Raw genomic sequence first — 16,381 nt, forward strand, 5'->3', positions numbered from 1 at the left:
CAAAATGAAAATCATAAAAGCAGAAGTCTTTGTATGTAGCCCCGGTCGTAATTTTGTCACATTAAAAATTACGACCGATGAAGGCGTATATGGATTAGGTGATGCCACCCTTAACGGGAGAGAGCTCTCTGTAGCATCCTATCTTCAAGATCACCTCTGTCCTCAGCTAATAGGCCGTGACCCACATAAAATTGAAGATATTTATCAGTTCTTCTATAAGGGAGCTTACTGGCGTAGAGGCCCAGTTACGATGTCCGCCATTTCTGCGATTGATATGGCACTGTGGGATATTAAAGGCAAAATTGCCAACCTTCCGGTCTATCAGTTACTCGGTGGCGCTTCTCGTGAAGGAGTGATGGTTTATTGCCACACCACGGGTACCGATATTGCTGAAACACTAGATAACTACGCAAAATATAAAGAAAAAGGTTTTAAAGCGATCCGTGTGCAATGTGGCATTCCAGGAATGGCAACCACCTATGGACAGAGTAAAGGAAAAAACCTTGCTTATGAACCTGCCACAAAAGGCCATCACCCTGAAGAACAACTTTGGTCAACCGAAAAATACCTGGACTTTATGCCCAAACTGTTTGAAGCCGTTCGGGACAAATATGGCTTCAATGAGCACCTTTTACACGATATGCACCATCGCTTGACCCCTATTGAAGCGGCTCGCTTCGGTAAAAGTATTGAAGATTATCGATTATTTTGGATGGAAGACCCAACACCAGCGGAAAACCAAGCTTGTTTTAGATTAATTCGTCAACATACCGTCACCCCAATCGCCGTAGGTGAAGTTTTTAATAGCATTTGGGATTGTAAACAATTGATTGAAGAGCAACTCATCGATTATATCCGCACCACAATCACGCATGCTGGTGGGATCACGGGAATGCGCCGAATTGCTGATTTTGCTTCACTTTACCAAGTCAGAACTGGTTCTCATGGTCCATCTGACTTATCCCCAATTTGCCATGCTGCCGCCTTACACTTTGACCTTTGGGTACCCAATTTCGGCGTTCAAGAGTTTATGGGCTATTCAGAAGAAATGTTGTCCGTATTTACGACCAACTGGACGTTCAACGATGGTTATATGCACCCAAGTGATAAGCCCGGTTTAGGTATCGATTTTAATGAAAAACTGGCAGCGAAATACCCGTACAACCCAGCTTATCTTCCAGTCGCTCGTCTCGAAGACGGCACGTTGTGGAACTGGTAATTTTTATTTTATTCGGAGTCAAATATGAAAGCTGTAAAATCGGTAGTAATTAAAGAACCCAATACGTTATTGATTGAAGAACGTTCAGTTCCTGAACCGGCTGAAAATCAAGTACAAATAAAAGTTCGCTTAGCCGGTATTTGTGGTTCTGACAGCCATATCTACCGTGGCCATAACCCATTTGCAAAATATCCACGTGTGATTGGCCATGAATTTTTCGGTGTCATTGAAAAAGTGGGTTCAGACGTAGACAGTAAACGCGTTGGTGAACGTGTCTCTATCGACCCAGTCCTTAGCTGTGGTCATTGTTACCCATGCTCAATTGGTAAACCAAATGTGTGTGAAACACTAGAAGTATTGGGTGTTCATACTGATGGCGGGTTCACTGAATATGTCAATGTCCCTGCGGCCAATGCTTATACTATTCCTGATTCAATCAGCGATGAATGTGCCGTTACCGTTGAGCCATACTCTATTGCCGCCAACGTGACTTCGCATGTTCACCCAACTCAAGATGACATCGCATTAGTCTATGGTGCGGGTACGATTGGGTTAACCTGCGCACAGGTTCTCAAAGGGGTTTATCAAGTCAAAACCTTGATTATGGTTGACCGTGTGGCTGAACGTTTAGCAAGAGCAAAAGATTGTGGTGCTGATATTGTCATTGATAACTCACAAACCCCACTACCAGAGCAACTCAAAGCACTGGGGCTTCGCCCAACGTTAGTACTTGATGCCGCTTGCCATCCCGCTATCTTACAAGAAGCCATCTTGATTGCTTCCCCCGCAGCAAGAGTTTCTATTATGGGCTTTTCAAGTGAAGCAAGTGCCGTTACACAGCAAAGTATCACCAGCAAAGAGATTTCATTGTTTTCTTCACGTTTGAATGCCAAAAAATTCCCTGAGGTGATTAGCTGGATAGAATCTAAAAAAATTGACCCAACGAAAATCTTGACGCATCAGTTCCCATTCACTGAAGCACAAGAGGCAATCTTAACCTTTGAAAAAGACCAGAAAACCTGCTGTAAAATTCTTTTAACCTTTTAATTTAATTAAAAAAAATAAATCCAATTTGGATACTACCCTACGTGATTAATAGGATAATAATATGAATACTCAGTCAATTGACCCATCAGGGAAAGTGGAACGCAGTTCTGGCGATCTAACCAAAGCTGCAGTTTCAGGCTGGCTAGGAACCGCTCTAGAGTTTATGGATTTCCAGCTTTACTCGTTAGGTGCAGCACTTGTTTTCCATGAAATATTTTTCCCTGAACAATCCGCTTCAATGGCATTAATTCTTGCGATGGGAACTTATGGTGCCGGATATGTCGCACGTATTGTTGGTGCGATTTTCTTTGGTCAAATGGGCGACCGAATCGGTCGTAAAAAAGTACTCTTTATCACCATCACTATGATGGGGGTGTGTACTACATTAATCGGGGTATTACCAACCTACGCACAGGTAGGTATCCTCGCACCGCTGTTATTAGTTCTCTTGCGAATTATTCAAGGCTTAGGGGCAGGCGCTGAAATTTCAGGCGCAGGTACCATGCTGGCAGAATATGCACCAAAAGGCCGCCGTGGTATTGTGGCCTCATTAGTGGGTCTGGGAACAAACTGTGGCACATTAAGCGCAACTGCGATTTGGGCAGTCATGTTCTTCTGGTTAGATAAGTCAGACTTACTGGCTTGGGGCTGGCGTGTACCGTTCTTGGCAAGCTTCGTGGTAATGCTGTTTGCTGTATGGTTACGACTGAATCTGAAAGAAAGCCCTGTATTTGAGAAAGTGCAAAATACGGAAGAACAAGAAGCCAAAGTTGCAGTACAAACACCACCGAAAGAAAGTTTCTTTGCCATGTTTAAATCTAAAGCATTTTGGTTAGCGACTGGCATTCGTTTCGGTCAAGCAGGTAACTCTGGGTTAATTCAAACTTTCTTAGCAGGATATTTGGTTCAAAGCCTATTGTTTGATAAGAGTATTCCAACTGATGCGATCATGATCAGCTCCGTTGTCGGTTTCCTAACTATTCCTGTGATTGGTCTGATATCCGATAAATTTGGTCGTCGTATTCCTTATATTATTCTTAGTTTATCTGCCATGTTGCTCGCCTACCCGATGTTATCTGTCATCGTCGATGGTGCGAACAGCGTTAGCTTAATTACCATCTGTATTATTATCGTTCATAACTGTTCAGTACTCGGATTATTTGCCTTAGAAAATATTACGATGGCTGAAATGTTCAACTCACGTAACCGCTTCACCGGTATGGCTGTGGCCAAAGAAATTGGTGGCTTAATTGCCTCTGGCTTAGGCCCAGTTCTAGCAGGTATTTTCTGTAGCGTCACCGGAAGCTGGTGGCCAATTGCCATCATGATCATCATTTACTCTGCCATTTCATTAATCAGCGCCATCATTATGCCTGAAGTGAAAGATCGTGATTTAACCAGTACGTTGGATGCTGTTGAAGAGGCTGAACAACAAAAAGGTAAAGTGAAATATGCAACTGTCAACCAATAACCTAAACCAATTACCTGCGACTATCAAAGTACCAAGCTATGATAGGGAGCAGATAAAGGTAAAAATGCTTCACTTAGGTTTCGGCGCGTTCCATCGCGCCCACCAAGCCATCTTTGCGGATATTTTAGCTACAGAACAGCAGAGTAATTGGGGTTTTTGCGAAGTCAATTTAGTCGGTGGCGAGCAACAAATTGAAGATTTACTCGCTCAAGATTGCCTTTATAACGTAGTTGAAATGCAAGGCGATAATTGGCAAACCCGTACGGTGGGGGTGGTAAAAGAAGCATTACACCCAACCATTCACGGAATTGATGCTGTTATCAATCGCATGTTAGACCCTAACATTGCCATCGTTTCCATGACTGTTACTGAAAAAGGTTATTGCTATGTACCCGCGACAGGCTCGATTGATTTTTCTAACCCCGCTATCGCACATGATTTAGCCTCACCAGATACCCCTAAATCATTGCCGGGCCTGATTGTTGAGGCGTTAAAACGCCGTAAAGCACTAGGTATTGCGCCATTTACAGTCATGTCCTGTGATAATATGCCTGAAAATGGCCATATTACGAAAAATGTCATTTTAGCGATGGCCGCAAAACAGGATGTCACACTGGCCAATTGGATTGAAGCCAACGTCACTTTTCCATCTACCATGGTGGATAGAATTGTACCTGCCATGACACCAGACACTGCAGAGAAAATTCAATCTCAACTGGGCCCTATCGTCGATAAAGTCGCCATTGCCTGTGAGCCATTTCGCCAGTGGGTGATTGAAGACAATTTTGTCGCGGGCCGTCCTGAGTGGGAAAAAGCGGGCGCTCAATTAGTGACAGATGTCATTCCATTTGAAGAAATGAAACTGCGCATGTTAAATGGTAGCCACTCATTTCTTGCATATTTAGGTTATTTGGCTGGTTACCAATACATTAATGAGTGCATGCAGGATAGCGCTTATGAAAAAGCGGCTTATCACCTGATGGTCAATGAGCAAGCACCAACGTTATCCATCAAAAATGTGGATTTACCCGCCTATGCTAATGCCCTGATTGAGCGTTTCAAAAATACGGGGTTGAAACATCGTACTTGGCAAATCGCGATGGATGGAACGCTGAAATTATCTCAACGTTTACTCGACTCTATCCAAATTCATCTTAAAAACGGCCAATCATTTGATTATTTAGCCTTAGCGGTTGCGGGATGGATGCGTTATGTCAGCGGAAAAGATGATCATGGCGCAGAAATTCAAGTCAGCGACCCACAGGCTGTAAAATTGGCTGAGCTAGTTGCAAACAGCACTGATGATGAAAGCCGTGTTCGCGCACTGCTTTCTCTCAACAGTTTGTTTACCGACGAACTGGTTAATAATTCGTTATTTACTGAAAAGGTGACTGCATTCTACCTTTCACTACGTGATAACGGTGCCAAAAAAACAGTTGAAGCGCTCAACCACCAGCACGACCTATAACAACATCTTAGCAGGCGGGGCTTCCCCGCCTCTTTCATCCAAACTAGTTTGAATCTATTGGCATTCCTTTATTTTCTTTCGAAAACTGATGTCCAAAGAAAAATATCAAACACAATGGAATTAGTGTGGCAAATAAAGCATATTCCTTTGCATAATCAGCTAATAACACCATCATGAAAGCCCCGCCAGCAAAGCCCAATAGTGTCAGAAAATAACAATAACTTTTATATAATGCACTTTTTCTTTCTTGACCTTTAAATGCAATAGACTCTGCCAATGAACTAAAGCCCAGTTGCACATTCAAGGTCACCGCAATATTGCCATATAGCATGCCATTAATCTTATGAAACGCATTACCTTGCATTCCCGCAATAAAAGAAAGAGCCCAAACAGCATGAAATCCATTTGACTGCACGTTAAATAAGAAAATATAAATAATAAGTAATAATAAAAGGACAATTTCCAATGACAATAACGTAAATGTCCAGGTTTTTTCATCAGTATTATAGCGATAACGGATCCATGCCAACAGCATTGCTCCCGCACCAAAGGAAATAATAGAAATAATATAAGGCATCACTGCGGTTAGGCCGTGCTTAGCAAACTCATAACCTAACATAATAATATTGCCTGACTGAAAAGTAGCGAATGATTTAGTCGTAAAAAAGGCATACCCATCAAGCATTCCTGATGCAATAGCTAATAAAAATGCGATCGTGGGTAACTGCATAAAAGGGACTTTAGGAGAGGAAATCATAGTTTACTTACCTGTCTTGATGATTCTTTTTCTGACTGACTTAGTCGACTAATAATCGAGGTGATGTATACCGTAAAAATAGGAAAAACCGTCATACCAGTAGCCGCCAGAATAGTGGTAATGACTTTACCAGCACTCGTCACTGGGATAATATTTGAACCCAATGTGGTGACAGTCATTGCCGCCCACCAAATGGCATCCCCATACGTTTTAACATCAACATTAAGACCCCGTTCGAAAATGTAGAAAATTAAGCTAATAAAATAGACCGTTGAAAATAACAAAATCATATAAGATAAAAATAATGCTGTCGTATTTCGTTTTACAACCATCATCATAAGCATGACAAACGCTGCACCACCACGAAATAAGGGGATAAACCGAATAAGATAAATTTGCTCCTCAGTAAATTTTATCGATGTGTAATCCAATATGGTTAAATACGGAACAGATAACAAAACGATAATCGCGTATTTTTTGACAAATTTTTTTTTATTTTTTGAAATAAATAAAAAAATAAAAAAATCACATGTAAAATAAATGCAGATCCAAAATTGAATATCAAAATAAATTGACCGCTTGAGAAAGGGGTCATGATTAAAGGTTTCAATAGAAATACTCGCTATTAAAACCAACGAGGCCACAATCCCTAAAAAATGAAGTGTTTTAATCCACGTTTCTTGACTACCAAACTGTCGAAAAGTCAGCATATTAATAATCTAATTATTGAAGCCATTAATAGGGCTTTTATTCATGATAAGATCCCGTTGCTATTTTTCTAACAACAACGGGAAAATATAAACATTACTGTGTTAACGGGGGAAACCAAATAGCTTGCTGGCCACTCACCAATCGTTCTTGGTTAATCCACGTAAAAGGAGCAGGTACCTGAGCTTGCAAACGTACATCTTCAGCCCCTCGTTGTGCGGTTAAGGTTGGAGTAAGCACGACAGGCTCTGGCCCATAAATAGCCGCTGACGTCGAATCACGTTCGTTTCGTCCTCCACAAACCACCCATAATTGGTTTAATGTCGCGATGGCATAAGGGATAAAATCGGCACGTCCTGTCGGCGGCTCTTCAACCGAAAAAAGATGGCTATCAATTTCTACTTTTAAATCACTCGGGATACCGGCTGGTGCAGCAAGGATATCAGCGCGTAACGTACTGTATAACCCCCCTAATTCAGGAACATCTAATTCATGTGCAGCCGCCAGTGCAATACGCCCAATTGGCGTTGCTGTCACACTCACAGAACTACCCGCTGTTGCCCAGCCACTATCTCGCTCATTAAGATGTGTAACGCGATAGCGCGCTAATATTTCCCCTAATGGCCCTGCAAGCACCACCGTATGGAACAATTTATCCGTTTCAATTTCAGGGTAGCTTCCAACAATATACCCTTTCCCCTTTTGAGCCGCCTGACTCAATGTTTGCTCAAAAGTGCCCCCTTGTTGTTCGGCATAAGACAAAATAATGTTGGGATCGTTGGTATAAGGTAGCGCAGAAAGCTCAGGAAGAACCAGCAACTCATTTTCTCCCACTAGGACTGAGTTTAGCTTAGAAAGCGATTTTTCCCACTGCGCCGCAATCAGCGTTGTTTGCGTTATTGTTGATGTGGCATTGATATCTGTCGGGCTACGATGAAAAGCAAGCATTGGGAAATATAATTCAGGCCGACGCTTCGCCAGTAATGCATCGCGCTGTTTATCCGCTTCATCTAAGTCAATCATCGCACTGTATATGCCATTTAATCCCGGTTCTAACTCTAATGGGCTAAGCACTGGAGATTGAGCCACTTTATGTCCTGATGGTGCCCATACGCTCGAACCACCATTATAATAGAGCTGCCCTTTGGTAATTGGGTTAGTTTCAATTCCACTGCGTGTTGCACAAATTACCCAGACACCATTGAAAGTACTCATATGCTGTACATGCGCAACGGTTGAGTGATCCCCAAGCATTTCAGCAGGACTCGCGTTAGGCATCATACGGTCGGATACTGAATGCCAACCAATGATTTGTGCCCCTTCTAATGCGGCTAAACGTACATATTGCCAGTAGGTATCATCATAACAAATTAGTAATGCAATACGGCCAATCGGTGTTTCAAAGGTTTTGACGCCGGTATTACCCGGAGCAAACACTTTTTGATCTTGAGAATTTAGGCCTATTTTACGATATTTACCAATAATGCCTTCCGGCCCCATCAAAACGGCTGAATTATAAGCCAGCCCAGTTTCGCTATCGCGCTCCGCGATACCCACACTCATATACATTCCTGTTCGAGCCAGTACGGGTAGTATTGCAGCGGTCGTTTTGCCAGGGATAGTATCTAAATAAGGCGCTAATTCTGTAGAGTCCGAAAATAAATAACCACTCACAGCCGTTTCTGGAAATACGGCATAATTTATCCCTTGAGCGGCCACTTTTTCTGCCGCTTCAACTAAACGTTGAATATTTCCATTTAAATCTCCCCATGCAGGAATAAAATCAACGGCTGCCACCTTACTACTTTTTTTTATTTCAGCAATACTCATACAATAATCCTTATTCAAAGAATTTATTAGTAAATAAATAATTTTTGCTATTAATAAAAATAAATATTAAACAGGAAGAATATTTCTATAATTCCAAATAATTTAGGTAATAATAGCTTGAGTGCAGCGGCTATATTTGAGTACATCGAGTATCTAAATATAGCCGCTAATATTAATTTTCTTTTTTAGAGAATCATATTAAGAGCGAATTTAATGTTATTAATTAAATAACATTATTTTTTTTCATTTCCATAATTTGTTCATCACTATAACCAAGCTCTTTTAACACTTCGTTATTATGTTCCCCTAGCAATGGAGCACTTTTAATTTCAGGGATAAACGCTGAAAACTTCATTGGGCAACCCACCGTTAAATATGAGCCTCGTTTTGGTTGCTGAACCTCGACAATTGAGCCACTACGACGCAAAGAAGGGTCTTCCATAATTTCTTTCATACTTAATACTGCGGAACATGGCACATCAAACTGATCAAAATAGTCGGTTAGTGCATGTTTATCTTTGTCTTTGGCGATTTCTTCGATTGCATCCCATACATCTTGGATATGGCTTGCACGTGCCTGTGTAGTAGCAAAAGCAGGGTCAGTTTTCCATTCTGGGCGCCCAATTGCATCACAGGTATTTTCCCAATTATGATCTTGATTAATAAAATAAATATAGGCATTTGGATCAACATCACTGCCTTTACATTTGAGCATCGTGCCCGGCTGGCCCCCCCCACTCGCATTTCCCCCACGGGGAACCGCATCACCAAATGTTCCGTTGGGATATTGAGGATACTCCTCTAAGAAACCGAGTTTTTCTAAACGTTGTTGATCACGTAATTTCACACGACATAAATTAAGCACCGCATCTTGCATCGACATCGTAACACGTTGCCCTTTACCTGTTTTTTCACGGTGTAATAATGCTGTCAGTATGCCTATCAATAAATGCATACCCGTATTACTGCCCCCCAATGCCGCAGCGCTTACCGTTGGAGGGCCATCCGGAAAGCCTGTCGTTGATGCGGAACCTCCCGCAGATTGAGCAACATTTTCATAGGCCTTAACGTTCGCATAGGGCGAATTTTCATTAAACCCTTTAATCGAGCCAAAAATTAACCGTGGATTAAGTTCTTGAATGTACTCCCATGTGAACCCCATATGGTCGATAGCCCCCGGATGAAAATTTTCAATTAATACATCAGACTGACGTATTAATTTCTCCATCACGGCTTTTCCCTCTGGGGTTTTGGTATTGAGCTCTAAAGAGCGTTTATTACTATTTAACATCGTAAAATATAACGCATCGACATCTGGAATATCTCGTAATTGGTTACGAGTCACATCCCCAACCCCTGGGCGTTCAATTTTGATCACATCAGCACCGAACCAAGCAAGCATTTGTGTACAAGATGGGCCTGACTGGACTCCCGTAAAATCAAGAACACGTATCCCATCAAGCGGTTTTGAAGAAGTCATAATTCACCTTTTTACAAAACAGCCATGGCGTCATTTCTCACGCCATGGCAACTCATTTTGACCCGTTTATTCTTTCTATGAAACAAGTCGAGAGATGTAGATCCACGCTGGAGCTGCGATGATAAAACCAAGCACACTCACGGCCAGCGATGCTGTTCCTGTTCGGGTATACAGATTAAAGCGACTTGCAATAATTATTCCAGAGAACGCTGGTGGTAACGCCCCGGCTAATACCATCATTTGCAGTTGCTCTGTACCCATATTAAACATCATACCCGCCAGCAACATTAACCCTGGCATTAACACTAGCTTTAATAACGTGTTATAGACAATCTCACCATCGAACTCGAACTTATTCGCGGCTAATGTCAGACCCGCAGCAAATACCGCAACACCGGAGTTTGCTTTCGCAATTAAATCAAATGTCGGGTCCCAAACAGTTGGAATTTTCACACCAACTAGTACCAGTGCAGTCGCGAGTACCGGAGCCCATACGACAGGTTCTTTAAAGGCTGAGATTAATGCATCCATACCGCCGCCGCCTTTTTTCCCTTCTGCATCAGATGGGTTCAGTAAGAACAAGCCGATAGGAATTGTAATGGCATTAACGATGATGGATATAATGGCAACAACTAATCCCGTTGAAACGGTTTCACCATAAATAGGGTCTAGAACCGCAAACCCTAAGAAACCAATTGTCGGAGAACCTGCAATTAATGCACATACCGCAGCTTCGCCACGACTATGTTTAAAAATATATTTACAGCTAAAGAAAGAGAAAAAGAAACAAACGAGCAAGACCACAAATGAAATAATAGTCAATTTAGCGTCTGCAAATATCATTTCTCGATTAGCACGCGCGATAGACACAAATAATGCAGCAGGTAATGCGTAATTTAATACCAACTTATTAAATGCTTTCGCTTGGTCACTGGTAAACACATTTCGTTTACCACTCACATAACCTAATACCATAATAATAATGATAGGTAATAGGTCGCTCATAAAAATCTTATACATAAAATCAGCCATAAGACCCACCTATTTTGGCAATAAGATTCCGTACGCAACTCATTAAAAATGAGCCGCGTAAGGTAATCTTTGTTAGTTAACGTGATACTGCGTTAATTTTTCACTACAGACTTCGGATTTAAATTACCAATATGGCCACTTTCCGTTCCAACTGCAGGGTCAATAACGACATTTATCAAGGTTGGATGACCCGATGTTAAACCTGCCTTCAAGGCTTCCTGTATCTCTGCTGGCGTTGTTGCTTGATAACCAATGCCACCAAAAGCCTCGATCATTTTGTCATAACGCGCTCCACCCATTAAAACTGTAGGGGAAGGGTCTTGGTCACCATGGAGATTTACGCCATCACCACGGTAAATCCCACCATTATTGAAAATCAAAATAGTGACAGGCAATTTGTAACGACAAATCGTTTCAATTTCCATACCACTAAAGCCGAATGCACTATCGCCTTCAATCGCTACAACAGGCTTACCACTGGTTACAGCTGCACCAACTGCATAGCCCATTCCAACGCCCATTACGCCCCAGGTTCCACAATCTAAGCGTTTACGTGGTTGGTACATATCAATAATATTTCGTCCGTTATCAAGCGTGTTAGCACCTTCATTAACGACATAAACATCTTGGTGATCGACCAGCACATCGCGGATTGCGCGTAAGGCGTTAAAGTAATTCATAGGAGAAGTGTCAGTGTTTAACTTAGCTGCCATTTTCTCGACATTAATTTTCTTGTGCTCATCAATACTAGCGAGCCATTCCGTTGGAGATTTAACGGGGATTGATTTGAGCCCTGCCAATAAAGACTCGATACTTGAGTAAATATCACCAACAACAGGTGCGGTTATTGGGCGGTTACTATCAATTTCAGAAGGTTCAATATCTAACTGAATGAATTGAGTTTCTGGTGACCAGTGTTTACCTTTACCATGATCAAGCAACCAATTAAGGCGAGCTCCCATTAACACCACAACATCCGCACTGGATAAGGCATATGAGCGAGCAGATGCCGCTGACTGAGGATGCGTATCTGGTAACAGCCCTTTTGCCATTGACATCGGTAAATAAGGGATGCCCGTCGTTTCAATAAATTGACGAATATTGTCATCCGCTTGAGCATAAGCGGCGCCTTTACCCAAAATAATTAATGGCCGCTTAGCTGAGGCGAGCAGCTTAAGGGCTTTATTCACTGAATCGGGTGATGGAATTTGTCTTGGCGCAGGGTCTTCTACTGTAAAAATGGTTTTATCCGCCGCGTCTTTATCCATCACGGCAGACAACACTTCCGTTGTTAAATCAAGATAAACTCCACCTGGACGGCCTGATACCGAAGCGCGGATTGCTCGCGCGAGTGCGATACCAAGGTCTTCGGGTTTATTCACACGGTAAGACGCTTTTACAAAGGGTTTTGCCGTGTTCATTTGGTCTAATTCTTCGTAATCACCCTGCTGCAAATCAATTATCGCTCTGTCGCTCGAACCACTGATTTGAATCATTGGAAAACCGTTGGTGGTTGCATTAGCCAGCGCCACCATACCATTTAAAAAACCTGGCGCCGAAACCGTTAAGCAGATACCCGGTTTTTGGGTGATAAAACCACTAATTGCAGCCGCATTACCCGCGGATTGTTCATGGCGAAATCCAATATAGCGAATACCTTCAGCTTGTGCATGCCTTGCCATGTCAGTCACTGGAATTCCAACAACACCGTAGATTGTATCAATGCCATTTTTTTTAAGCGCATCGACAATAATATGCATACCATCAGTCAGGTTTTGGGTTTGATCAGCAGACATGTCTACCTCATAATTAACTGATTAAAAGATTAAAGGGAGTGATAAGTCACTCCCCATTTTTAAAATTAGATCGCTTTGTTCGCGCGCATTGCTGCAATTTCATCTGCGCTATAACCTAATTCAGTTAGGACTTGATCTGTGTGCTCACCCAACAATGGCGCGCTTTTGATATCGGGTGTAAATGAGGAGAATTTCATCGGACAACCTACCGTCAAGTAAGTCCCGCGTTTTGGCTGTTCAACTTCAACAATACTTCCGCTCTTACGCAGCGATTGGTCTCGTGCAATTTCACGCATACTGAGTACAGGGGCGCAAGGTACACCATATTTACTCAAATATTCGACCGCTTCATGTTTATCTTTATCTGCTAAGAATTTTTCAATTTCAGCAAAAATATCAAAGATATGAGGTTGACGAGCCTTTGGTGTATTGTAAGCAGGGTCAGTTGCCCATTCAGGCTTACCAATAGCGACACAGGTTTGCTCCCAGTCCTGTTCTTGGATAGTAAAATAAATATAAGCATTTGGGTCAGTTTCCCAGCCTTTACATTTTAAAATCCAACCTGGCTGGCCGCCGCCACCAGCATTACCGCCACGAGGAACAGCATCACCAAACGTACCATTTGGATATTGCGGGTATTCTTCAAGGTAGCCAATTTTCTCTAATCGTTGCTGGTCACGAAGTTTGACTCGGCACAAGTTGAGTACAGCATCTTGCATCGACATAGTCACTCGCTGACCTTTGCCTGTTTTCTCGCGGTGTAATAGCGCTGCAAGTAAGCCTATGAGCAAGTGCATACCCGTATTGCTATCACCTAACGCTGCGGCACTCACTAATGGTGGGCCATCCCAAAAACCTGTCGTGGAGGCAGCACCACCTGCGGCTTGGGCAACGTTCTCGTAGGCTTTAACATCGGCATAAGGAGAGTCTTCATCAAAACCTTTGATGGAACCGAAAATCAAACGAGGATTTAATTCTTGAATGTGTTCCCAAGTGAAACCCATATGGTCAATTGCACCTGGATGAAAGTTCTCAACGAGGACGTCGGCTTGCTTAATCAGCCGCTCCATCACCTCTTTACCTTCTGGTGTTTTAGTATTTAATTCTACTGAGCGCTTATTACTATTAAGCATTGTGAAATACAGCGCATCCACATCAGGAATATCCCTTAATTGATTGCGCGTGACATCTCCAACTCCCGGACGTTCAATCTTAATAACATCCGCGCCGAACCACGCTAACATTTGAGTACAAGATGGCCCTGATTGTACACCGGTGAAATCCAGTACCTTAATACCTTGTAAAGGAAGATCCATGTGTTACCTCTTTATTTAGCTGTCGTAAAAGGAATGTAAGACGGTTCAATTATTTAGCTGCGTTAAAAAGATATTTATATATATGATGGTTTTTATATTTATTACTAACTACATGACTATTTTTATTAAATAATATCACCAATGTCCAGTAATTAATTCCATTAATATATGTAAACCATAACATTCTTAAAACAACTCAACGCCAGCATATTAATTCAACTTAAACTTGCAATTAGAAACAAAATATCGAATTAATCAATAATGCCCATTTAAGATAGCTATTTATTGATCTAATATCAATATTCAATAGCTATTCACAAAGAAATAACAATTATAAAAATAGTTTATTATCAATAAGTTGAATGGTTAGCATCTTTTTTTCACATAAAATAAAAACGAATAAATGTTTATTTGTTTATTCTTGGTTTAAAAATAATGTAAATTATACGCGAAATAAGAGCATCCATATTTGATGAGTGTTTTTATTAATCTTATTTTGATTAACTATAATGATAATAAATCGTAAACAGGTCATCTAATAAATATATCTAATTTTCTTTCTTTCAAATAAATTGAATGTTTATATTTTTTAGATATAAAAAACCCACAAATAACATTAGTCATTTGTGGGTTTGATAACAACAATAATAATAAAACTTAGTTTTTCTCTTGTTGCTGTTTTTGCTGTTTTTCTTTTTCCAAAAGCTGGCGGTACCACAATGGATGGTGCTTTCTAGCCCAACCACGAGTCACCCAACCTTCAACCATCGCACGCACTGAACCTTTCACCCAAATCGCGGCATAAGCGTGGACCACAATCATAATGATCAGCGCAATCGCAGAGAGCGAGTGAATAAGAATCGCTGCGCGATAAACAGGGATTGGGAAGTAATCTGCGAAATAAGGACGCCACATAATCACTCCCGTGACCACCAGCGCTAATAAGCAAATAGTCACCACCCAATACACCCCTTTTTGACCGAGGTTATATTGGCCGACATCACCAGCTTCTTCGTTTTTCAGCACCTTACCGATATTTTTTGCCCACTTGATATCTTCTTTATTAATGAAGTTATGGTGGAAATAGCGGAAGAACATAAATACGAACAGCAAGAACATCGCCGTACCCACAAATGGATGCAAAATTCGCGACAGTTGTGGCGTGCCTAAAATGTTCATAAACCAGTTGAGGGATGGGAAAAAGAACCCAAGCCCACTGATTGCAGTGAACAAGAAGCAAATCACAACCGCCCAGTGATTGATCCTTTCAATCGGTTTATGGCGGATAATTTTGTCGTTATCATCTGGCATCATTTCTGATCCTCCCCTTCTTTTGATTTCGAAGTGTCAGATGACATTGCATTATGCAAATCTTCTAAAGCCTCTTCTTCATCTTTTTTGGAGACGCGGTTCGGACCAATACCCACATAGTGGAAGATGGCCGCCGCAAATGTCGCAGCAAAACCAACCGCTGCTAACGGCTTCCAGATACCTTTCCAGAAAGTAACGGTAGGGCTGATTGTCGGGTTTTCCGGCAATCCGTGATACAACTGCGGTTTATCTGCATGGTGTAAAACGTACATCACGTGCGTACCACCAACCCCTTCAGGGTCATATAAACCTGCGTTTGCATAACCACGGGTTTTCAGCTCTTCAACACGCTCACCTGCCATGTTAATCATGTCTTCTTTGCTACCAAAATGGATAGCGCCGGTTGGACACGTTTTCACACACGCAGGCTCTTGACCAACTTCAACACGGTCAACACACAGCGTACATTTGTAGGCGCGGTTATCTTCTGGGTTGATGCGCGGTACATCAAACGGGCAACCCGCAATACAATAGCCACAACCAATACAATGTTCCGATTGGAAATCAACGATACCGTTTTTGTACTGTACTATCGCGCCTTCCGAAGGGCATGCCTTCAAACAGCCTGGGTCAGCACAGTGCATACAGCCATCTTTACGGATCAGCCATTCAAATTTATCGTTCTCTTCCACTTCAGAGAAGCGCATTACCGTCCATGATTTAGCGGTTAAATCGGTTGGGTTATCATATACCCCAACGTTAGTCCCGATTTTGTCACGGATATCGTTCCATTCGGAACACGCGACCTGACAAGCTTTACAGCCGATACAGGTCGTCACATCGATAAGCTTTGCAACTTCTTCCTTATAGTCCCGCACCTGAGGTGCGGGAGTCAGGGAATTGGTGGCAGAGCGACGAATAATGTCCTGAGATTGCATTGACATAA

13 protein-coding genes are annotated in these 16,381 nt (G+C 42.0%); 4 read left to right on the forward strand and 9 right to left on the reverse strand.

The genetic code is table 11. The annotated features are described in order from the left end of the window. The first annotated feature begins 4 nt into the window (after positions 1 to 4). The 4 genes from manD to PSF09_RS17390 all read left to right on the forward strand — a co-directional run bounded on the left by manD (position 5) and on the right by PSF09_RS17390 (position 5,205). Positions 5 to 1,219: a D-mannonate dehydratase ManD gene (gene manD / locus PSF09_RS17375; protein ID WP_210836491.1), complete on the forward strand. Its 1,215-nt coding sequence runs from the start codon at positions 5 to 7 to the stop codon at positions 1,217 to 1,219. Between the two features lie 24 nt (positions 1,220 to 1,243). Then, positions 1,244 to 2,266 carry a Zn-dependent oxidoreductase gene (locus PSF09_RS17380; RefSeq protein WP_210836493.1) on the forward strand — a complete coding sequence of 341 codons (1,023 nt, stop codon included), beginning with the start codon at positions 1,244 to 1,246 and terminating at the stop codon, positions 2,264 to 2,266. A gap of 61 nt (positions 2,267 to 2,327) precedes the next feature. After that, positions 2,328 to 3,737: an MFS transporter gene (locus PSF09_RS17385; protein WP_004906844.1), complete on the forward strand. Its 1,410-nt coding sequence runs from the start codon at positions 2,328 to 2,330 to the stop codon at positions 3,735 to 3,737. Next, positions 3,718 to 5,205, forward strand: a complete 1,488-nt coding sequence (locus tag PSF09_RS17390) for a mannitol dehydrogenase family protein (protein WP_210836495.1) — start codon at positions 3,718 to 3,720, stop codon at positions 5,203 to 5,205. The genes PSF09_RS17385 and PSF09_RS17390 overlap by 20 nt, the downstream gene beginning before the upstream one ends. Positions 5,206 to 5,248: 43 nt before the next feature. Here the strand turns inward: PSF09_RS17390 and PSF09_RS17395 are convergent, their stop codons facing one another. The 9 genes from PSF09_RS17395 to fdxH all read right to left on the reverse strand — a co-directional run bounded on the left by PSF09_RS17395 (position 5,249) and on the right by fdxH (position 16,379). Next, positions 5,249 to 5,962: a YoaK family protein gene (locus tag PSF09_RS17395; protein WP_210836497.1), complete on the reverse strand. Its 714-nt coding sequence runs from the start codon at positions 5,960 to 5,962 to the stop codon at positions 5,249 to 5,251. Next, a complete protein-coding gene (locus tag PSF09_RS17400; protein ID WP_196718927.1) occupies positions 5,959 to 6,672 on the reverse strand; it encodes a potassium channel family protein in 714 nt (237 codons plus the stop codon). Before PSF09_RS17400 ends, PSF09_RS17395 begins: the two co-directional genes overlap by 4 nt. 94 nt (positions 6,673 to 6,766) lie before the next feature. After that, complete coding sequence (locus tag PSF09_RS17405; RefSeq protein WP_272666386.1) at positions 6,767 to 8,500, reverse strand: nitrilase-related carbon-nitrogen hydrolase; 1,734 nt, start codon at positions 8,498 to 8,500, stop codon at positions 6,767 to 6,769. A 223-nt stretch (positions 8,501 to 8,723) separates the two neighbouring features. Continuing rightward, positions 8,724 to 9,980, reverse strand: a complete 1,257-nt coding sequence (gene frc / locus PSF09_RS17410; protein ID WP_272684244.1) for a formyl-CoA transferase — start codon at positions 9,978 to 9,980, stop codon at positions 8,724 to 8,726. A 75-nt stretch (positions 9,981 to 10,055) separates the two neighbouring features. Further along, entirely contained in the window at positions 10,056 to 11,000 is a 945-nt protein-coding gene (gene yfdV / locus PSF09_RS17415) for a transporter YfdV (protein ID WP_004906833.1), read from the reverse strand. A gap of 104 nt (positions 11,001 to 11,104) precedes the next feature. Next, positions 11,105 to 12,808: an oxalyl-CoA decarboxylase gene (gene oxc, locus PSF09_RS17420; protein ID WP_123382695.1), complete on the reverse strand. Its 1,704-nt coding sequence runs from the start codon at positions 12,806 to 12,808 to the stop codon at positions 11,105 to 11,107. 65 nt (positions 12,809 to 12,873) lie between these two features. Then, positions 12,874 to 14,124, reverse strand: coding sequence for a formyl-CoA transferase (gene frc, locus PSF09_RS17425; protein WP_004264573.1), 1,251 nt, complete (start codon positions 14,122 to 14,124; stop codon positions 12,874 to 12,876). 657 nt (positions 14,125 to 14,781) lie between these two features. Beyond that, entirely contained in the window at positions 14,782 to 15,438 is a 657-nt protein-coding gene (fdoI, locus tag PSF09_RS17430; protein ID WP_094961977.1) for a formate dehydrogenase cytochrome b556 subunit, read from the reverse strand. Next, entirely contained in the window at positions 15,435 to 16,379 is a 945-nt protein-coding gene (gene fdxH, locus PSF09_RS17435; protein ID WP_004906826.1) for a formate dehydrogenase subunit beta, read from the reverse strand. Before fdxH ends, fdoI begins: the two co-directional genes overlap by 4 nt. Positions 16,380 to 16,381 lie beyond the last annotated feature (2 nt).

The sequence above is a fragment of the Providencia sp. PROV141 genome (assembly GCF_028481645.1).
Taxonomy (GTDB): Bacteria; Pseudomonadota; Gammaproteobacteria; order Enterobacterales; family Enterobacteriaceae; genus Providencia; species Providencia rettgeri.